Annotated in this window: 16 protein-coding genes and 1 tRNA gene; 8 read left to right on the plus strand and 9 right to left on the minus strand. The window is 45.2% G+C overall.

The features are described 5' to 3' along the window. Positions 1 to 72: 72 nt before the first annotated feature. Positions 73 to 1314, plus strand: a complete 1242-nt coding sequence (gene pepT, locus MD588_RS20860) for a peptidase T (RefSeq protein ID WP_265699627.1) — start codon at positions 73 to 75, stop codon at positions 1312 to 1314. A 381-nt stretch (positions 1315 to 1695) separates the two neighbouring features. Beyond that, positions 1696 to 4344, plus strand: coding sequence for a glycoside hydrolase family 31 protein (locus MD588_RS20865; protein WP_265699628.1), 2649 nt, complete (start codon positions 1696 to 1698; stop codon positions 4342 to 4344). 93 nt (positions 4345 to 4437) lie between these two features. Here the strand turns inward: MD588_RS20865 and MD588_RS20870 are convergent, their stop codons facing one another. From MD588_RS20870 to MD588_RS20880, 3 genes are all read right to left on the minus strand, one after another. Further along, positions 4438 to 5928: an alanine/glycine:cation symporter family protein gene (locus MD588_RS20870; protein ID WP_265699629.1), complete on the minus strand. Its 1491-nt coding sequence runs from the start codon at positions 5926 to 5928 to the stop codon at positions 4438 to 4440. A 640-nt stretch (positions 5929 to 6568) separates the two neighbouring features. Continuing rightward, the gene (locus MD588_RS20875) at positions 6569 to 6745 is read right to left on the minus strand and encodes a hypothetical protein (protein ID WP_265699630.1); all 177 of its coding nucleotides are present in this window, start codon (positions 6743 to 6745) and stop codon (positions 6569 to 6571) included. Between the two features lie 253 nt (positions 6746 to 6998). Then, positions 6999 to 7075: transfer RNA gene (locus MD588_RS20880), tRNA-Pro, on the minus strand. Positions 7076 to 8021: 946 nt separating this feature from the next. Here MD588_RS20880 and MD588_RS20885 point away from each other — a divergent pair. The 3 genes from MD588_RS20885 to MD588_RS20895 all read left to right on the plus strand — a co-directional run bounded on the left by MD588_RS20885 (position 8022) and on the right by MD588_RS20895 (position 10573). Continuing rightward, the gene (locus MD588_RS20885; protein WP_265699631.1) at positions 8022 to 8327 is read left to right on the plus strand and encodes a hypothetical protein; all 306 of its coding nucleotides are present in this window, start codon (positions 8022 to 8024) and stop codon (positions 8325 to 8327) included. 555 nt (positions 8328 to 8882) lie between these two features. Next, positions 8883 to 9740 carry an ABC transporter ATP-binding protein gene (locus tag MD588_RS20890; RefSeq protein ID WP_265699632.1) on the plus strand — a complete coding sequence of 286 codons (858 nt, stop codon included), beginning with the start codon at positions 8883 to 8885 and terminating at the stop codon, positions 9738 to 9740. Then, positions 9737 to 10573, plus strand: coding sequence for an ABC transporter (locus tag MD588_RS20895; protein ID WP_265699633.1), 837 nt, complete (start codon positions 9737 to 9739; stop codon positions 10571 to 10573). Before MD588_RS20890 ends, MD588_RS20895 begins: the two co-directional genes overlap by 4 nt. Before the next feature lie 78 nt (positions 10574 to 10651). Here MD588_RS20895 and MD588_RS20900 read toward each other — a convergent pair whose 3' ends face one another. From MD588_RS20900 to MD588_RS20915, 4 genes are all read right to left on the minus strand, one after another. Further along, positions 10652 to 10855, minus strand: coding sequence for a helix-turn-helix domain-containing protein (locus tag MD588_RS20900; RefSeq protein ID WP_265699635.1), 204 nt, complete (start codon positions 10853 to 10855; stop codon positions 10652 to 10654). Positions 10856 to 10960: 105 nt separating this feature from the next. Next, positions 10961 to 13810, minus strand: a complete 2850-nt coding sequence (locus MD588_RS20905; RefSeq protein WP_265699636.1) for an Hsp70 family protein — start codon at positions 13808 to 13810, stop codon at positions 10961 to 10963. 123 nt (positions 13811 to 13933) lie between these two features. Beyond that, a complete protein-coding gene (locus tag MD588_RS20910; protein ID WP_265699637.1) occupies positions 13934 to 15769 on the minus strand; it encodes an Hsp70 family protein in 1836 nt (611 codons plus the stop codon). Beyond that, on the minus strand, positions 15769 to 16395 hold the full coding sequence (locus tag MD588_RS20915) for a DUF2760 domain-containing protein (protein WP_265699690.1): 627 nt from the start codon (positions 16393 to 16395) through the stop codon (positions 15769 to 15771). The genes MD588_RS20910 and MD588_RS20915 overlap by 1 nt, the downstream gene beginning before the upstream one ends. 494 nt (positions 16396 to 16889) lie before the next feature. Between MD588_RS20915 and MD588_RS20920 the strand changes: the two genes are divergently transcribed. After that, positions 16890 to 17243: a YajD family HNH nuclease gene (locus tag MD588_RS20920; protein WP_265699638.1), complete on the plus strand. Its 354-nt coding sequence runs from the start codon at positions 16890 to 16892 to the stop codon at positions 17241 to 17243. Between the two features lie 127 nt (positions 17244 to 17370). Here MD588_RS20920 and MD588_RS20925 read toward each other — a convergent pair whose 3' ends face one another. Then, the gene (locus MD588_RS20925) at positions 17371 to 18453 is read right to left on the minus strand and encodes a site-2 protease family protein (protein ID WP_265699639.1); all 1083 of its coding nucleotides are present in this window, start codon (positions 18451 to 18453) and stop codon (positions 17371 to 17373) included. A gap of 54 nt (positions 18454 to 18507) precedes the next feature. Beyond that, entirely contained in the window at positions 18508 to 18801 is a 294-nt protein-coding gene (locus MD588_RS20930; protein WP_265699640.1) for a winged helix-turn-helix domain-containing protein, read from the minus strand. Positions 18802 to 19114: 313 nt separating this feature from the next. Here MD588_RS20930 and MD588_RS20935 point away from each other — a divergent pair, with 313 nt between their 5' ends. Beyond that, entirely contained in the window at positions 19115 to 19669 is a 555-nt protein-coding gene (locus tag MD588_RS20935; RefSeq protein ID WP_265699641.1) for a hypothetical protein, read from the plus strand. Between the two features lie 276 nt (positions 19670 to 19945). Continuing rightward, on the plus strand, positions 19946 to 20083 hold the full coding sequence (locus MD588_RS20940; RefSeq protein ID WP_265699642.1) for a periplasmic nitrate reductase, NapE protein: 138 nt from the start codon (positions 19946 to 19948) through the stop codon (positions 20081 to 20083). The last annotated feature ends 20 nt before the right edge of the window (positions 20084 to 20103 follow it).

Below are 20103 nucleotides of genomic sequence, written 5' to 3' on the forward strand. Positions count from 1 at the left end.
CGAGGCGAGATCTTTGGATCTCGCCTTGATCTGTTTATCGTATGTAAGAATATTCACTATCGGGAGTATCGAATGAATATTGTTGATCGTTTCTTAAATTACACTCGCATTAATACGACAACCAATCGAGAAAAAGGCGCGGCCGGGATCATGCCGTCTTCACCTGGCCAGATGGAACTGGCTCAGTTGCTGGCTGCGGAACTGGAGTCGCTAGGAATGGAAGATATTGTGCTGCGCGATACGGCTATTCTAACGGCGACGCTACCAGCGAATACCGATAAAGCCATCCCGACGGTTTCCTTCTTTGCTCACCTTGATACCAGTGCCGAGCAGACAAATGATACCAACGCTCAGGTGATCACCTATTTGGGCGGAGATATTTCACTGAACCCAGCCCTTGATATTGTTCTGAAAGAAGCCGAATTTCCAGAAATTAGCGCCTATAAGCATCAGGACATTATTGTTACCGACGGGACGAGCTTGCTTGGCGCTGATGATAAGGCTGCGATTGCGGCGATTATGCATGCGCTTCAAGTGCTGAAAATGAACCCGGAGATTGAACACGGCCCTGTTAAAGTGGCGTTTGTACCAGATGAGGAGCAGGGCCTGCGCGGTGCTAAAGCGTTTGATGTAGATAGCTTTGGTGCCGATTTTGGTTATACGCTCGATTGTTGCGGCATTGGTGAGTTTGTTCATGAAAACTGGAATGCAGGCAATGCGGTGATCACTTTTACCGGCCAGTCGGCTCATCCTATGTCGGCAAAAGGAAAGCTAAAGAACTCATTGTTAATGGCACACAAGTTTATTGCTATGCTGCCTCCGGGAGAAGCCCCCGAGTATACCGAAGGACGAGAAGGATACTATTGGGTAAAAGAGTTGGCAGGTAATAGTGCCAAAACTGTCCTGAAAATGGATATCAGGGATTTTAGTAAGCAAGGTTATCGCAACCGTATGCACTTTTTGCAGCAACTTGCTGATAGCTGTAGCGCTCTATGGGGAGAAGAGGCAATTGATATTGAGCTGTCAGATCGCTATGAGAATGTGGCAAACAGCCTTCAGGGAGAAGCCAGCTTCCCGATTGATATCGCGAAAGAAGCGTATGCCCGCAATAATATTGCAATGAAAGCTATTCCGATGCGTGGTGGTTATGATGGCGCGGTACTGTCTCAGAAAGGCTTGCCATGCCCGAACATTTTCACTGGGGCACATAATTTCCACTCTATATATGAATATCTGCCGGTTAATTCCCTGCAAGCCGCCAGTGATGTAGTCGTCGATGTGATCCGTATTACTGCGGAAAAGCTAACGAAATAAAAAGTGGAGCGAGTAGCTTTATATGAGCAATGCTTTATAAAGCCTGCTTTGATGCTGGCTTTGTTATTTATTGGCTAATGCTGAAGAGGGTAATAGCCCTCTTTAGTCATTGATAGGTCGCGCAACAAATAGACCGATGGCCGCTCATGGTAAACCATAGCTACCATCACATTCTGTGACTGCGGTTTACTTTTCATTGCACAATTAGTGACGAGGTCAATACAAATAAACTATTGATAATAAGTACTTTTAACTCGATTTTTCACAGCGTATATTCCTGTCAATTATATTGAGCTGCACCAATCATAACTGTGTAAATGTTTCTCGGTGAGTACGACGGAGCAAATATATGTTGATTGGTAGAACATTTAAGGGAATATCATGACGGGAAAGAAACCATTACAGCACTTGTTGTTGGGGATCGCTGTGCCTAGCTTACTAGCGGTAAGTTGTTCAGCTGTGGCGGAGGTTAACCTCTTTCGTTATCAGAATGAAGATAGCTATCGCCTAGAGGCTGCGCAGGTCTTTCGGATGCGCAAAACGATTCCTGACGTAAACTTGCGCAAAGTACTAAAGCCGGTGGTCGGCAAAACCTTTTATAGTCAGCAAGACTACCTTTCTTCTTTAGAGCAGCTGCTTGGTGATGAGCTAGTCTCTCAGCATCAGGCGATCTTTCTCGATAAAGCGGTAAAGCCACACCGAAACCTATCTATTGATGTACTCAGCGACGATATCGTACAAGTTGCTTTCAAGGCACAACCAACTAACCAACCGTTGCCAACGACCGAATTGATCGATATTACACAGCTAAAAGGTCCATCAAGGCTCGATGAGCATAAAAATGGCTTTGAAACTAGCCAGTTGAAAGTAACTGTCAATCCGCAGAGCTTATGTGTGTCATTGGCTTCGAAGAAAAATGGAAAGCTTAGTGAAATTTGCCCAGACAGAAGTAATAGCTTCACTTTGAACTCTGAGGGTGACTATCAACTAAATGGCCTCGGGCAAGAGTTCCATGATCCTGGCGAGCTAAACACTAACTGGAACGGTTTTAAGCGCCAGGGTGGCAATAAGATGGAAGGTTACCAAGGCGGTGGTACTGGTAATACTCAGTTCCCGATTTTGTATGCGATGAATTCGCAGCAGAAAAACTATGCGCTCTATCTTGATACGGTGTACTCCGCAACTTGGGACTTTACCAAATCGCCGTGGAAAATATCGCAGCTTGAAGGTGAGCCGAGCTTGTTGTTTATGGCTGGTGGCGATCTGCCTGAGTTGAGGCAGAAATATATGGCGATGGTGGGTAATCCACTGGTGCCGCCGCGTAAATTGTTTGGTATGTGGCTATCGGAATATGGTTTTGATAACTGGCAAGAGCTGGATGATAAGCTAAGCACATTAAAGCAGGTTGATTTCCCGATAGACGGGGTAGTTATGGACTTACAGTGGTTCGGTAATGTCGAACCGTTTAGCTCAACCAGTCAGATGGGAACATTGACTTGGGACCGAGAGAATTTCCCGGCTCCGCAGCAAAAGATTAAAGCGCTAAAAGAGCAGGGCGTTGGCATGATGTTGATTGAAGAATCCTATGTCAGCGATGGGCTGGAAGAGTATGGGCCTTTGGCCGAGAAAGGCTACATGGTCAAGGATCCTAAAACCGGTGAGCCGATCGATACAGATCCTAACGGTTATGGCTATTGGTGGGGCAAGGGCGGTATGCTTGACTGGACCAATGTTGCCGCGGGTAATGAATGGCATGACTGGAAGCGTAAGCCACTTATAGAGATGGGTGTGATTGGCCATTGGACCGATCTAGGTGAGCCTGAAATGTATAACCCATTGGGTGTATACACCAATGGTGAATCACAAAATGCTGTTCAAAATATTTATAACTACAAGTGGCTTGAAAGCATCTACAACGGTTACCAGCGTAATGAAACGTCGGTTCGTCCATTTATGATGACTCGCTCTGGTGCACCGGGTATTCAACGCTTTGGTGCGACAATGTGGTCGGCGGATATTGGTACTAATCTTGAGAGTCTGGCAACGCAATATAGTATGCAGCCAAATATGATGTTGTCGGGTATTGATTACTACAGTTCTGATATTGGTGGTTTCCACCGTAAAGCCTTGAGTGTTGTCCCAGACAAGCGTGAGGCAGCATTAAACGAAACTTATACTCAGTGGTTTGCCTACAGCTCATTGTTTGAGGTGCCGGTGCGCCCTCATACCGAGAACCTGTGCAACTGCAAAGAAACAGCACCGGATCGTATTGGTGATCTGGCCAGTAACAAGGCTAATATTAAGCTACGTTACCAATTAATCCCATACCTCTACTCGTTGGCCCACCGCGCCAATATTGCTGCCGAGCCGGTTTATCCATCAATGGATTATTACTTTGGTGATGATGCCAAGGCGCATAATTTAGCTGCCCAGAAAATGATGGGTAAAGATCTGATGGGGGCGGCAATTGCAAAAATGGATCAGACTGCCGTTGATGTTTATCTGCCGAGCGGGCAGTGGTTTGATTACCGTACCGGCGAGATGATTACGGGCAAGGGAGAATGGTTGAAGCAGCTACCTGTTTATAAAGATGGCGTGCTAACTTTACCGCTGTTTGCCCGTGATGGTGCCATTATTCCGGTGAATCCACAGCAAGAGATGCCACTTAGCAGTGACGTGCCGCTAACAATGGCGGCTCGTATCTACGGTCAAAACGGGGCGTTTACCCTATACGAAGATGATGGCGCGACGAATGCCTATTTAAAAGGAGAAGTGCGTAAAACCACATTGGCAGTACAAGAGACAGCTAATGGTGTTCAGTTGAAGGTTAGCACCAGTGGTGACTATGCCAATGCGCCACAGAGTCGACCAGTCCATATTGAGTGGTTTGGCTTACAAGAGAAGGTGGAAGCCGTTAAGTTGAATGGCAAAGCGATATCAGGTTGGAAGCAGCAGGGTAACCGTGTTGTGATTGAGCATTCAGCCTTGCCGGTGAAACAGCAGTTAACCTTATCGGTGACTTTTAGCTAACCGTTTTGGTCTTTGAATTCAGAGAAAAAAAGCCAGCAATTATGCTGGCTTTTTATTTATCTGAATAAGATTAATTGTGTCTTATCAGTTCGATTATTTGTTTACTGTCGCAGCAACTGGGTCGGTACCTTCTGGGTGCCATGCACCATCGAGTTCGTCTAGCTCAGGGAACTTAGAGCGGTCGAATTCTGGTGTTTTACCAGCTTTAAGTTGCACTTCGTAGTCTTTGATAACTTTGATTGCCAGCTTAGACAGCAGTACCAGCGCAATGATGTTGATAAGTGCCATCAAACCCATTGACGCATCAGCTAGGTTCCATACTACTGGCAGAGAAGCGACAGAGCCGAACATAACCATTGCAAGAACCACTAAACGGAATGCGAATAGGCCCTTTTTGGTGTTGCCGTTAAGGAACATGATGTTGGTTTCTGCATACGTGTAGTTCGCAATAATAGACGAGAAGCAGAACAGTAGAATCGCTGCAGCCATGAAGTAAGTTGTCCAGCTACCTAGCTCGTTAGTCAGAGCTTGTTGCAGCAGGCCGATACCTGATGCTGCATCTGGCTGATCCATAACGCCAGAAAGCATAATCATTGCAGCAGAAGCGGTACAGATAACCAGTGTATCTGCAAATACACCTAGCATCTGAACAAAGCCCTGTGAAGCTGGGTGGTTAGGGTTTGGTGTTGCACTTGCTGCTACGTTGGCAGCTGAACCCATACCGGCTTCGTTCGAGAACAGACCACGTGCGATACCGCTCTGCATTGCTTGTGCGATAGTGTACGCAACGCCACCAGCAGCTGCTTCCTGCCAGCCGAATGCACTCTTAACAATCAGAGCTAATGCAGCTGGAAGCTCTGTAATATTCATTACAACAATGATTAGTGCGATAGCAAGGTAGCCGATAGCCATTACCGGTACAATACGTGCAGAAGCTGAAGCAACTTTACGTAATCCGCCCATGATGAAGAAAGCAGAAGCCGCAACAATCAGTACACCCATGATGGTTTCATCGAAACCGAAAGAGTGGTTTAGAGCGTCTGTAATGGTATTTGCCTGTACGGCGTTGAATACTAGACCGAATGCAATGATTAGGCATACTGAGAACAGTGATCCCATCCAGCGCATACCCAGGCCTTTTTCCATGTAGTAAGCTGGGCCACCACGGTACTGACCGTCAACATCTTTAGTTTTGTAGATTTGAGCCAGCGTTGATTCGATGAAAGCAGTTGACATACCGAATAGGGCAATCACCCACATCCAGAAGATAGCACCCGGACCACCAACGGTCAGAGCAACTGCAACACCAGCCATGTTACCCGTACCTACGCGGGCAGCCATTGATGTACAAAATACTTGGTATGAACTGATGCCGTTATCAACATCTTTGCCGCTTTTAAGTACAGCGACAGCATGTTTGAATTGGCGGATCTGAATGAAGCCTAGACGTAAAGTGAAGTACACACCTACTGCAACCAGTAAGTAAATAAGTAGCTGGCCCCATAAAATACCATTAACTGCGCCGATAGCCGTCATTAGGCCATCATTCAGCGATGTTAACCAAGTTTCGTTCGTAACACTCATACAATTTTCCTGTATATTTTGCTCAGCCGATTAGGAGCGACTGAGCGAACCGGAACGTCCATTTAAGTGACAGTTCATGAATACGATTCTGGATTTATTTTTTTTATTATTCACAAGTGAACTGGCGTCTGTAACTAGTTGCAGTTACAAATGTGAAACATAGAATCGGATGTTTTGCCTAAAGAAGGCGCTGCAAGTTAGCATGAAATCTTGTTGATGCAGCGTGATATTGCTCACAATTTTTAAATGGAAATAGTGCAACTCAAGCTTGCAGTATGAGATTCTGTATGTTTTTGTCTTGTTTTTCAATCATTTAATTTTGTATGAAGCAAAATAATAAATGCACCATTTGGACGGTGTTCGATTGTGATTAAACAGTAATTTAACCTTTATTTAACCTGATTTGTAGAAAAAATAACTGCTCTGGTATGGCGGGTTTGTCATGTAAAATTAACAAGTGTTTGTTATTTGAGCGAAATGAGCGGCGAGAAGAGAATTGATAGAACTGTGATGGAACGATAATTCCTGTTTTTAATGAAGGAATGTGCTCCCAAGAAGGGAGCAACAGAGAGTTAGTTCAGCAGCAATAAAAAACAGTAAGACGTGCGCTTATTATATAGCAGGGTTTATTATTATTTAGCTAGTGAATGCGTGCGGACTTTTTCTGATTGAGATAATACTGGGTGACAGGGCGAAGAGCATCTCGTTGGTCAGGGCCTGTGCATTGGTGGCCGCAAATACAGATATAGATATTATCTTCCGAGACAAAAAACTCATCAGACTGTCCACATTTATCACAGGTTGGGGTGTTCTTCATTGGTACCTCCTTTATGTCATGCTAAGGCATAGTACTGTGAGGCCTACAAGTTTCATATAGTACGCAAAAAAAATTTGGATACGTCGCAAGGTTTTGATAATGAGCACAGAACGTTGAATTGCTAATTTGCGAGAGATCTTGTTAGTAGGATAAGGCGATTTCTGAGGTGGATGTGCGAGATGACTTGGATATATACCCCCATACTCACTTAACTTTTAGAAGTTTGCTTGAGTATGAAAACAAAATGGCCTTTTGGTCGGACATACTGGATTTGAACCAGCGACCCCTACTCCCCCAGAGTAGTGCGCTACCAAACTGCGCTAATGTCCGCCAAAAGGCCATTGTATTCATTAACTTAATGAATAAGTTAAGGTTAACAACAAAGGGCTTTTAACGCAAAATCAAAAGTATGATCAGACTAACAGAAATGGGAAAGAGTCGGAGGGCTAGCCCCTTCTATATATGGCGCTGGCAACTCCCTTGGAATGATTTAGGGCTGGGGCCAGTTTTCAGCATTTCTGAAAAGCTGCTTTATTGATCAAATTCTTCACCAGGTTTAATCGAACTTCCTGCAGGTAGCGTCCTTGGCTACAAGCTGAACCCATTGCCAATTTGTTTTGTTTATAGAATGGGCTTTATAATTTTTTCCAGCCTGAACCGTAACTGAATCAGATTTGGTTTTTTCTAAACGGCTGGTAAGCCGGACAGGTATCCGATATGACAAACTGAAACGGAAGATTGAAACCATAAGGAGCCTAAGCTAAGAAGAAAGAGAGCAAGTCATAGATATTATACCCAAGTGACTTAAGCGTGATCATTTCAAGAAATAAGCGTAGGAATGCTGTTTGTATCAATGTGTAACTGTTAGTATGAGTGGTGTTATTAACTTGTTGTTTTTGTAGTGTTTTTGTCTGTAAGGCCCTGGCTCGAACTACTAATGACGAGCGAATTCTAAAGTAATTGATGAATTTGATTAAAATTGAGTTCACAAGATTGGTATCTGGAGGTATTATCTGCCTGTCAGACTGTCTGTATGGCTCCATTGCCACGAATTTCCATTATAATTAGATTGTGAATTGAAGTAGTAATCGTTATTGATGTTAATTGACGGACAGCAATCAGCCTCGACAATTCCTTTGAGGCTGTATTTCATTTACTGAGCTGAAAGTTTCAATCGTACAGCTATTATTGCCTTGTGGTTTAATTAAAAGTTTCGGTCTACCGGACTATAGCCAGAGTAATAACATGCTGGTATATGATTTTAGAGGTATATTTCATGGATAGTTTTGCAGCTGCTGAAAAAGCACTGACCGCAATGTTAAAGAATGTTGATGCGACGACTGGTACAGTTAAAGAAGAGCGCGCTGACTATCGTCAGATGCTAATCGATTTCGCTGATGAAGTCCCTGGGCGTCAGAAGGCTGTCATTAAGCGTATTCCCCTGCAAAAGATTAATAATCTTATTGCTGTTCTCCATGAGTTTAAGGAAGAAGCGCGTCAAGTGCGTATGACTGAAATCCTTGCTCTGATGGAAAAAGACGGTGTACATCCTGATGACCTCGTTGCAAAAGACGAAGACTGATAAATAGTATTTAGCATTATCCAACTAAACACATAATCACCTTTTTACCGGTGAGGGGTTTATTTTAACCTTAAAAAGAGTATACCGTGCTTCAATCGAATGGAGTCATTTAATGCTCAGTTGGGTGATAGGACTTTTTTGCTGTTTAAAATCATTACGTAACTGAAAGGCAGCCGTGAAAGGTTGTCTAGGTATATAGACTTTAGCTGTTTTCAGATAAAGGCATCTATTCGCCTAATAAACATGTCTTCAACATCGGCATCAATGGTACCTGAATAATAAGAGGTGTTATAACGCCAAAGTTTGTTTTCTAAACTTTCAGCTCTGATGAGAAAGCAATGTTAATCCTTTATTCAATATTGGGTTATATGATGAGTTTAGGTGCCATCTGATTGCGCCTGAAGTAGACGCCACTATGCGTTTTGCTCTCCTCTAAAATCATTTCATTGAAATACCAAAGATTCATGCGTCAGCTGATTAGCTGACGCTTATTAAATGCCGTAATCATTGGTATTATTCCCACAATAAATTCATTCTACGGACAGGTACAACGACGTGGATATCTTGATTAAAGCTGAACGGCTTGGAAAGTCGTATCAACAGCATCAGGCATTATCTGATGTGAGCTTTGAGTTACGAGCAGGGCAAGTTCTTGCGTTGCTAGGTCACAATGGTGCCGGTAAATCGACATTAATTAAATCTATTCTTGGCGTGCAGGCTTTTGATGGCAAATTAGAGGTATTTGGACTCAACCCCCAAAAAGATCGGGTGAAAATAGTCAGTGAGCTGGCATACATTTCAGATGTAGCGGTATTACCAGAGTGGATGAAAGTTGGACAGATAATAAAGTATATGGCTGGCGTCCATCCTGCTTTTGACAGAAACAAAGCTGAATCTTACCTACAAGATACCGATATTAAACCTACCAGTAAGATTGCTAGCTTATCAAAGGGGATGAAAGTACAGCTTCATCTGGCGATCGTAATGGCAACGGATGCCAAAGTTCTTATCCTTGATGAACCCACACTTGGGTTAGATTTGATGTATCGTGATAAGTTTTATAATAGCTTAATGGCATGGTTTAAAAGCGGGGAACGAGCTCTTATCATTGCTAGCCATGAGGTAGCAGAAATAGAACACCTTCTGACAGATGTCCTGATACTTAAACAAGGCAAAGCGGTACTGAACGCGAGCTCTAGCGATATCGCCGCGCGTTTTTCTTCAGTGACTGTTTCTAATGACAAGTTGGATGACGCCCTTGCTTTAAATCCGATTATGTCTAAACAGCGTGGTACCGATCATGTTGTCGTCTATGAAGATGAAAAAAGAAAAATGCTAGAACCATTAGGGCAGGTGGAAAGTGCCAAGTTGGCGGATATATTTCTGGCGAAACAGCAGGAGGTTGTGCTGTGAAGACCGTGATGCATTTGCTTGAAAAAGAGCTGATTGAATACCGTATCGTTCTTAAACTTCCGTTATTTCTAGCGTTGTTTGCAGTGCTTAACTTTGCTTTGGTGATGAGTGGGGATAATGTCAGCTTTTCAGTTCAAACGTCGGGCATTGGTGGCTGGGCGCTGGATTCGGGAACGACAGGTTACGCAGGGTTTATCGGTAAGCTCAATGAGTGGGTTGCCGGTGTAGTATACCTAATATTATTTCTGGTCTATTTTCCGAAAACCTTACGCAAGGAGCGTCAAGAAGGTAGTTTGATGTTCTGGCGCTCAGTCCCCGTTTCTGATCATCTTGCTATTGGCATTAAGTTATTATTCGGTTTGGTGGTGATCCCTTTTGTTGCCTCGTTACTGCTGGTTTTTTCAGACGCTATTGTGTGGCTATTGGCGAAATGGTTGATGACAGAGGAAGTGATAAGCTCTTTTTCTGTGACTATACCGGCGATGCTATGGCATTGGTGTAGCTTTATTGGCCGAATGGCTGTTATTAGCTTGTCTCTATTACCTTTAGCTTGTGTATTGCTGGCTGTCTCGCAACTGACTAATCACCCGATGGTGTCAGTGATAGTTGCGGTTATCGTTACAAAACTGATGGCTTACTTATTATTAGGAACTAGTGCCGTCGGTGATTTCATTAGCGACGTCTATTCGTTGCCTTTGACGATCTTGACCAATGCACAGCCTGTTGAGGCTTACCTGAGTTTAGGTGTGCTAGCACATGTCGTGCTGCTGCTGATAAGTGGTGGATTATTTTTCTTATGTAGCAAACTCAGAAGTACAGATGACTTCTCTTGAGTTCCACTTTTGATGCGTAAAGAATGAAAAAACGGAGAGCATTGCTCTCCGTTTTTAATTGGAATAACACGGTAGCTATTAGGCTGCTACCACGTTTTTAAGGTAATCGACTTCGTTTTTGTACTTTCTTACATTACGAGAAAGTGTGCCTTTCGGTACGTCAAAACGCTTTTCAGCTTCATAACTGGATAAACCATCAAAAACCACGGCCTCGACTGCGACACGTTGATTGTTTGATTTGAAAATTCGCTGAGCGATTATTTTATATTGGGTGCGGTTCATGGTAATACTCACTAAGCAGATTTACATTACCTGCGTTATTAGCCAAGCCGGTAATGTCGAACAATTTTATGCTTTTAGATTACCAGCCTGAACCCTAACAGAACCTTAATCGATTAGCCGTAATCCTGTCGGTAAAGCATCTCCGAATACACGTTTGGTTTCTGATTCGGTTAAGACTTTAACCTCTGATACCATTTGTACCCAACTGTCTGGTGCCTTGCTGGATTTCAGCTTAGAGATAACCGTATTTCGGTTGGATTCGTCGATATCTAACGCACGATCACCCGTCATTCGGCACATCATCACAGCTGCAAAGGCAATATTTGGATCTTTACGCCAGTCGAATTCCATAAGCTCTGGTAAACAGTAAGCGACATGCTGTGGTGATAGCAGGTTGTGTGCACTGCCGTAGAATGGGCTTCGGGTTGCGATACGACCAATTGCCCACCAATGTGCCTGTGAATACTGGGTCTTTTGTAAGCGTCCAAATATCCACTCGATTAACTGCAGCTTTTTATCGAATGGTAGGTGCTCCAGAGAAGCGGCAAGGCGGACCATGTCTTCATAACTGCGCTCTTGCAATTCTTTGCTTAGCTTACTGTCTCGCGTTGCACTTGGGCTGATGTATTTGGCGATATCTTTAAAAATCACCAGTTGCTGCTCCTGAGTCAGGCCGCCGGCGATACGACGCCAGAATGTCCACCAGTCGCTCCAGGTTTGAGTGTTACTATCAAACTGGATACCTTGCCGGTAAAGTGCCCAAACTTGCTCCATACGCCAATCATCAGAGGGGTAACCAAAACCCGGACGCATCGCAAAACCTGTTAGTTTTAGCCAGTTACGTTCGTGGATATCAGAACGGCGGCGGCGCTTCTTGCTTTCGAGTAACGCATTGGCAAGCTCGCGCAGGCAAGGTGTTTCCCAGCTATCGCGTTTGCCCAGCATTTTTTCGAGATTATTTCGCAGCGTTTTGATTGCCTTGCTGTCTGCATTCTTGGTGCTGCCACCATAGACTTGTTTGATGGCGCTAATGGCCTCATCCATGCGTGCCGGTAAGATTGATTCAGCCAAGGTAGAATCCCCCTTGCGCTGATTGAGTTTTGCCAAGTCTTTTCGAATTGCAAACTCAACTTTCCAGCGTTTGTTGTCATCACTTACGCTGACACATTCAATTTGCAGTGTGCCTACTTCGGTAAGCTGACAGGCCAGTGTGACTTCTTCTCGGTCTTTCTGATTGGCAGCAAGCTCGGTACGGTCTCGCTCACTGTCTAGTGTCGCAATGAAAGGGGGGAGGGTGACGAAACTATCATCGTCGATGGTTACCAGCTCACCAGCATCGGTGTGAGTATCATCGGTTGAAGACACAAGGTTAAAACGGACGGGCTCACCTAATGTTAAGGCAAACTTGCGTTGCATAAGGCGAACTTCTGTTCCCTCCTCAATGCCTTTTGGCAAGATACAAACCCCTTGTTTGCCTTTCTTCTTGTCTTCGAGAGCCAGGAAGAATGAACGGGCTGAACCACCGCCGATTTTTAGCTGTGCACCGTGACGGGCTTTGGCATAGGCTACAGCACCGTAAGCAACCGCGAGATCTGGGTGTGGGTTTTTCAGCTCTGTGACACTGTCACCTCGCCATTGTGAGAAGGTACTCAGGACTCGCTCTGATAATAACGGGCTGTTAAATACCCCCCCATTTAACAAAACAGCAGCAGGGATTGCGGGTTGGCTTTCTTCAACCTGAGTACAACTGTTCAGCATTGCCTCGCGGCAAACTGTGTCATGCAAATCAATGAATTGGGCAAGGTGTTTGGTGATTGCCGGATCAGCGGCGTAGGGCAGGCCAAATTCCACCACTGCTGCCTGACGTTGGCTTGGCTGATCGTTGTACTCAGTTTGTGGGAAGAAGCCATCAAGAGCGATACTGTGGACTTCTTCTCGTGTTAGTTCGATACTTTTTGAGCCGCCAATCAGACGAGAGCCGCTACCCAGTAGTGTAACTTTGGCCGTTTCTGGTGCATTGCCCGAAAGGAGCTGTTCTTTTACTTTTCGAGTTTGCTGGATCAGCTTAGACAGACCTGCAGCACTGAGTTTTTTCGCGCCGCCGTGTAGACGTTGTTCAGCGGTATGGGCAAGCGCCAAGTCCAGGTTATCACCGCCTAACATTAAGTGATCACCAACCCCGATACGGTCGAGGGTGAGTTTGTCGTCTTTACTGCTGACTTTGATTAGGCTGAGATCGGTGGTGCCGCCACCCACATCGCATACCATCAGTAGTGGGATATCTTTTAGCTGTTCTTCAGCATCCGCTTTGTTTTTAGCGTACCAGTCGTAGCAAACGGCCTGCGGTTCTTCTAGCAAAAGTACTTTTGGTAACCCTGCCATGGCGGCAGCTTCCAAGGTAAGCGCTCGTGCACCTTCATCAAATGAAGCTGGCACTGTAATGACAACATCTTGCTCAGCCAGTTTGGCATCTTGGTGATGGTAGTCCCACGCCTGACGTACGTGATTTAGGTAACTGGCACTGGCAACAACAGGAGATACTTTGGTTACGCTGCTGTTAGAGCTCCCCTGATTTGAAGTCCATGGCAAGATCGCTTCACTGCGGTCAACGCCGGTATGAGATAGCCAACTCTTAGCACTGACAACTTGGCGTCCTTCGACCTTGGCACCCAACTCACGGGCAAATTCGCCAATGATGGCGTTGTCGATATCACCTTGTACCGGATGAATGTCCCAAGGCAATACCAATTCAGATGGGCTTATTTCACCTTCTGCAGGGTGATAGCGAAATGAAGGCAGCAGAGGTTTACGTGCAACTTCACCCGGTGCAATAAGCTGATCAATTTCAAATATGTTGATAGGGCTAGATTCGAGATCATCGGTGATAGGCGTGTAGGCAACAACAGTATGAGTAGTACCTAAATCGATACCGACAAGATAACGAGGGGAAGACATTGATTACTCCAGAGCTGATTGTGGTGTAGGTGTCAGATCTATAATTTCATGATATGTGTGAAGGAAACTTAGGTCGCATCAAAAATTACGGCGCATCATGGATGCGCCGTAATAGGGTAGGGGTTATTTTTCGCGAACGTCGAATTCAACCTGCCATTTCTGACCGCCATCGCTTGGGATGGCCTCAAGGCAAAGTGTGCCCAATTCAGTAACACGAGAGGCCAGACGAACCGGAACAACTTCACCTGCTGTACGGCCTTCCGATACCGGTAGTGTTACCTGAATAGCTGGTAGCTCTTCTAGCTCTTCTGGCTGCCACCAATCTAGGTGGGTACCTGCCGGGTCGTCGCGACGTACTGTCGAACCGAAGAACTTGAATTGTACGGGCTGGCCAATAACCAGGCCGAACTCGCGGCTAGGTACGTCGGCATGAGTGCCTTCTTCCATACCAAATGGTGCTACGCACAAGGCCTCTAGTGGTGGCTCCATACCAGGAATGGCTGGCATTGAACTCTCGATACCCACGTAGTAGCTGCTTGCGATACCGCCACGGATACGTACGCCTTTACCTTTACGAACCGAACCGTAGTAAGAGGCACCGCTTGCAACTGCCAGATCAAGATCCAGACCTTCCAGCAGTTTCGCTTCATCACTGCCAGCCGTTGTCAGCCAGTTGTTGATGATCGAAAGCAGACGCTCAGACAGTAGATCTGACTTCAGCACACCACCGTTGAACAGGATAGCGGTTGGACGAATAAAGCCTTCGTGTAGCTGGTCGTATTTTTCGAACAGTTCATCGACGGCTGAAGACTGACGGCTTAGGAAGCCAGCAACATGGCGAGATACTGCAGCATCTTGTGCATATGGCAGACCCATCTGGGTTAGAGCACCACGCTGCATTTCAACAGGGTGTTCCTCAATGTTATTGCGAGGGAAGAAACCTTCAACCAGCGTTTGCTGAACTTCTTCTTGGGTCAGTTCAGTCTGAAGGGTGCCACCCAGTAGCTTGGAACCTCGGCTAGGAACCACAATTGGTACGGCCTGAAGTTCGGCATCACTTAGCAGCGCTTCTTTCGCATCACGGCAAGCATGAGTAATGGCTTGGATCTGCCAAGGCTGAAGTTGCTTGCCTTCTTGAGCCAGCTTCATCTTCAAACGATAAGCTAGCGCCAGATCCATGTTGTCACCACCCAGCAGGATGTGATCACCAACCGCAACGCGGTTAAGTGTCAGATTACCGTCTTCTTCGGTTACCGCAACTAATGAAAGGTCAGTCGTACCGCCACCGATATCGACCACTAGGATCACGTCACCAACAGAGACTTGATCGCGCCAGGTGTCATCGTTGTTTTTCAGCCAGCTGTATACTGCTGCCTGCGGCTCTTCTAGCAATGTCATGTGCTTGAAACCAACGTTACGAGCAGCTTCTGCTGTCAGATCACGTGCAGCCGGGTCGAATGAGGCCGGTACAGTAATCGTCACATCCTGATCAAACAGTGGCGTGTCAGGGTGCTGGTTGTTCCATGCCTCAGCAAGGTGCTCAAGGTAGTTGCGGGTAGCATCAACAGGAGAAACCTTGGCAACTTCTTCCGGGCTGTTTAGTGGCAGGAATGCGTCTCGGCGGTTAACACCACCATGGCATAACCAGCTTTTCGCGCTGGTGATCAGGCGAATTGGGGTTTTGCTACCTAGCGTACGTGCCATTGCACCAACAATCGCATTAGGCTGTGCATTCCATGGCAGGGCAGTATCGCCTTCGGCCAATTCAGACTCGTGAGCCTGATACATGAATGATGGTAGTTGATCTTTTTCTTCAACATTACCTGGTGTGGTAAGTTGAGCGATCGGCATGACGTTTACTTGCGATTCTTCATCTTGCAGATCGACATAAGACAGTACGCAGTGAGTGGTACCTAGGTCGATACCAACGCTATAACGATGTTCTTGTGTTTCTTGCATTACAGTTCTACCTCAGCGGCGGCAACAATGTGTGCATCGTGACCTTCTGCCAGTTTAGGCAGTTTAACTTCAGTCACTTTCCAGCCGCGATGGATAAGGGTTCCGGTGAAAGGAGCTTCGCCTACAACATTACCCGTCAAGCGCACTTCAGAGGCATTAAAGCCTTGTGGCAGGGTAATGCGAGTTTCTTCGTCTTCAGAACGAATTGGGGCAAAGCTGAAGTATTCGTTAAGGACTTTCTGGCCGCCTTCGTGAATCACACGAGCAGCAGCACCAATTTCAGCATCGGCAAAACCTTTTAGGTCTTCTTGCATGAAATCGATAAAACGGGCTTCTTGCTGTAGTAGAGACAGTAGCTGCAGCGCTGCTTCAGGTGTTGCCGTTTTCAGTTTTGGTTCTACTTCAACAATTTTTTCGATGATTTTTTCAACTTCAACGATCTTCTCGACAGGTTTTTCAACCTCTACGATTTTCTCTACTTCGACTTCTTTCTCGACAATCTTTTCAACTTCTACTGGCTTGCCTTTTTTAGCAATATATAAAACCAGTAATACCAATACCAAGCCGCCTAACCAAGCGTGCCCCATATCAATCGTTGTCGGCACTGCCGATAAATCCACAGTCATTTTAGAAAAATCAAAAGCCATATCCGTCTTCTCTTTACAGTGAAAAATAGATTCACTATGAACAATTTGGGCTGAATACTAACATACTCATGCTGCATTACATCTAGGCTCAACATATTTTTGCCCTAAATCAAGCTAGAAATGTTGACTTAGATTAATTTACAACCAATCAAGGGTTTGACACAACTCTGTCATTCTAAATGAGTCAGAATTATATTCCACTATGCTCATAATAAACTTTATGAAAACTTTGATTGCTTCCTTTCATTTTTAGTCAATTTTTCACGACTTTGTCAGTATTTCATTGTTATTAAGCGGGGCTTGATGCGTATTGAGGAGAAGTCTGGGTAAGTATTCGCTAGGAAATGGGCTTTTATTCCAGCACGGTAGAGTAAAATGATAACAATGTGTGATTTGTCCGGTTATAACGATGTTTTTTGGGTAGACTTGCGGTAAATTTAGCAAATTGCTTTTACTGTCCATCAGGTTGAATTATGTCATCAGATTATTACGGCACTAGTGCCGCTTACGCCCGTAAAGAACAAGGTTACCGTGAGAAAGCACTGAAGCTTTACCCATGGGTGTGTGGCCGCTGTTCGAGGGAGTTTGTTTATTCCAACCTTCGTGAATTGACCGTTCACCACGTTGATCACGATCATACCAATAACCCAGAAGACGGTAGTAACTGGGAACTATTGTGTCTTTTCTGCCACGATCACGAGCACGAGAAATACACTGAGCATGATCAGCAAACCGGCAGTGTGATCAAAGCGGGTGAGAATGATCACGAAGCGGCAACTTTTAATCCATTTGCTGATTTGAAAGCGATGATGGAAAAGAAGAAGTAAGAAATAGCGGGATCTAGGTTTTAGGAAGAACAGGCCCTAGGAAAGAGCAATAGCTTGACTCTTTGTTGGGGCTTTATATCCTGACCCAGGACCCAGGACCCAGGACCCAGGACCCATGACCTTATCTCTAGGAACCTAAAACCTGTAACGGCAATCCCAGCATTGCATCGCCTGTACCGGCGAAATAGACGATAATTCCCACCAAAGCACTGACCAACCCGACATACCATACAAACGAGACAACTTGCCCGTAGCGATCTAATGGCAGGAGATGGCTGTGATGGCGGTATTTCCATTCCATCAAGATTTCAATTGAACCCATTACTAATAAGAAGCCAAATAGGGCCAAGCCAAGCGAATAGCTCAGTATCACGCCGCCTACTGCAGCCAATGCACAGAGGGTGATCCCGACTTTGCTGTTCATCGAGAAACTGATGCTCTTGAGTACATGGCCGCCATCAAGCGGCAGGATTGGTAACAGGTTGAATAAGTTCAGTAGCGCGTTGAACACCGCGAGGCCGGCGAAGAACATTTCTCCGGTAACCCAGTAGATGAGCGTACAGATTATCGACATGATAAGGCCGAACAAAGGGCCCATGATAGAAATGACTACATCCTGCCAGCGGGTATTAATCTTCTCATCACTAAGGGCTAGACCACCAAGAAACGGAACCAGGTAGATCCCCTTGGTTTTCATGCCAAAGTATTTCATTGCCCGGATATGGCCGTATTCGTGAAAAACCAAACAGGCGACAAGGGCTAGGGCAAATTGAACCGAGAATAGCCATGAATAGGCGGCAAGACTGGCTGCTGCCAATACGCCTTTGATAACCTTAGCGCTTTTTAATAGCTTCATTCCAAGCGATGCGAGGCCGATTAAGCTGAATTTGCGTTTAGGCTCTGGCTTGGCGGTCGGGATCTGTTTCTCGATATCTTTGCTGTTTCGGGAGCCATCCACGATGAGCTGCTCGTTGGCGCTTAGGCGGTATTCGATTAAGAAAGGCTGCCAGCTTAGCGAAACCTCAACACGACATTTGATGATGTCTTCGCCATTACTGAGTTCAAACTCATGAACATGCTGATCGTTATGATCGGCATTGGCACTGATTTGCGAAACTAGGGTGTTGTTCCAAAATAGCTGTTGCCAGCCAGCCATTGATCCTTCCAGTCGAAGAGGTTGGCCAAGAAAATCAGTTGATAATAGTTCCAAGGAGTATTCCGTTTTACTGGGGTAATAGTGAAAGCGAGATTATGCCTTTTGGTATTATGGGTAGTCGAGAACTGATTTTATTTCGGTTAGGTTATCGACAATCCACTGTTTGTTGATTGCTCCCCAATCAGATATCTCGTAGTGACCGCTGCGGTTCCGTTCGCCTTTGGTTTGGATAAACGTACAGGTGATATCCAGATCGGCAAGGCTTTTGATGGTGTCTTGGGCTGTGCGCCGAGGCATTCCTGTGTATTCAAGAATACCAGGCACAGTTGTAATGCCGCTGTCAATTAAGTGGGCAATATATAAACGGCGATAGAAGCTGCTTTTCGTTTTACTGATAGGCATAGTGGTAAGTTGTAATCCTTTAATCCATTTTCCAAGTCTCCGACGTACTTGGCTATAAGTATCCTTGTATTGAGAGTATCACTAAAGCTTGTATGGTGTATGGCTAAATCACTGGGGTTACGGTTGTTGAGGCTTTCATTTCTCGTGAATTGCCACATGTGTAAGTTAGATGTACAAGGTAGTTAGCATTTCGCTCATAGTTTGAGCGCTTAATACGCAGGTAGAAAAAAACCTTTCCAAAATGTGTACTTACACTTGTTTTCACCCTCTACATGTAGATACTTAATCAAATGAATTATTACTAGGGCTGATAATGAGCGCGTTAAGAAAGGCATACAAGCCTAGAATTCCAATGCCTAGCCATCAATGCTCATTGGAAGATAGAGCAAGCATCCCGAATGAATGTGGTGTGTATGCTATTTCAAAGGGGTTTGAATGCTTGTTGGTAGGTAGCTCAACCAACGTGGGGAAGGCGCTCCAGTCAATTCACAAAATTGGTGATGTACAGGTAACTCTGGGTTGCACTGCCCAGTTCTGGCGATGTAGGCCGGATGAGTTGCAGGCAAAGATGTTTTATTTTATCTATGCGATGGATCCTTTATATAACCTGCACCTGCCAGATAATTTCGTTGATACGATGTTGGATTATATTAGGCCTGATTCAAAACTCGTTATTGAAGATATCGAGAGGTTTGCTCAACACTTCTCGCAGAACAGGGCATACCGAGCGAGGCCTGAAGTGATTGATAATCGTAAGGCTGAAATCACAAGAATGGCATACCTCGCGGCATTCAATGAGTTAACCGGTGAAGAACTGGATATTGTCCAAGATGCACTCAACCAGGTACGAATGGACAAAGGAATCTAAGCACAGTTGTTGGAAGGTCACTGCAGGTGGCCTTTTTACCTAACCTAAGCTAAGAGTCTGTTTGAACTAGGCGGACTCTTAAGTTTTACTCATTTCTTCTTCTACTTTTTCCTCCCTTTAGCTGCGATTAGCTCCAACTAATTGATCCATGCCTTTGAGCTGAGGTCATTATATCCATACGTTCGTCGCGAGCTGCATTAGATTGTCTCTATAAGTTATCAAATTCTCAGAAGCTGACTAGAGTTAACATTAACTCAATAGTCTTGGAGGAGAAGGATGGACGCAGAAACACGACGTCGAGCAGAGCTCAAGGCATTTCTATTCATTACGGTCATTCTGTTTCCGATCCTTGCCGTAGCCGTTGTCGGCGGCTATGGATTTTTGGTGTGGTTTGTACAGGTACTTTCTGGCTAGGAATGATATCAGAGCTGTTT

The organism is Photobacterium obscurum (assembly GCF_026191635.1).
GTDB lineage: Bacteria > Pseudomonadota > Gammaproteobacteria > Enterobacterales > Vibrionaceae > Photobacterium > Photobacterium obscurum.

Coding starts and splice junctions, on each gene's coding strand:
- MD588_RS20930 (WP_265699640.1), bottom strand. CDS start 18,801: ATGCCTATCAGTAAAACGAAAAGCAGCTTCTATCGCCGTTTATATATT.
- MD588_RS20915 (WP_265699690.1), bottom strand. CDS start 16,395: ATGACTGTGGATTTATCGGCAGTGCCGACAACGATTGATATGGGGCAC.
- MD588_RS20905 (WP_265699636.1), bottom strand. CDS start 13,810: ATGTCTTCCCCTCGTTATCTTGTCGGTATCGATTTAGGTACTACTCAT.
- MD588_RS20910 (WP_265699637.1), bottom strand. CDS start 15,769: ATGCAAGAAACACAAGAACATCGTTATAGCGTTGGTATCGACCTAGGT.
- pepT (WP_265699627.1), top strand. CDS start 73: ATGAATATTGTTGATCGTTTCTTAAATTACACTCGCATTAATACGACA.
- MD588_RS20940 (WP_265699642.1), top strand. CDS start 19,946: ATGGACGCAGAAACACGACGTCGAGCAGAGCTCAAGGCATTTCTATTC.
- MD588_RS20865 (WP_265699628.1), top strand. CDS start 1,696: ATGACGGGAAAGAAACCATTACAGCACTTGTTGTTGGGGATCGCTGTG.
- MD588_RS20870 (WP_265699629.1), bottom strand. CDS start 5,928: ATGAGTGTTACGAACGAAACTTGGTTAACATCGCTGAATGATGGCCTA.
- MD588_RS20935 (WP_265699641.1), top strand. CDS start 19,115: ATGAGCGCGTTAAGAAAGGCATACAAGCCTAGAATTCCAATGCCTAGC.
- MD588_RS20900 (WP_265699635.1), bottom strand. CDS start 10,855: ATGAACCGCACCCAATATAAAATAATCGCTCAGCGAATTTTCAAATCA.
- MD588_RS20885 (WP_265699631.1), top strand. CDS start 8,022: ATGGATAGTTTTGCAGCTGCTGAAAAAGCACTGACCGCAATGTTAAAG.
- MD588_RS20920 (WP_265699638.1), top strand. CDS start 16,890: ATGTCATCAGATTATTACGGCACTAGTGCCGCTTACGCCCGTAAAGAA.
- MD588_RS20875 (WP_265699630.1), bottom strand. CDS start 6,745: ATGAAGAACACCCCAACCTGTGATAAATGTGGACAGTCTGATGAGTTT.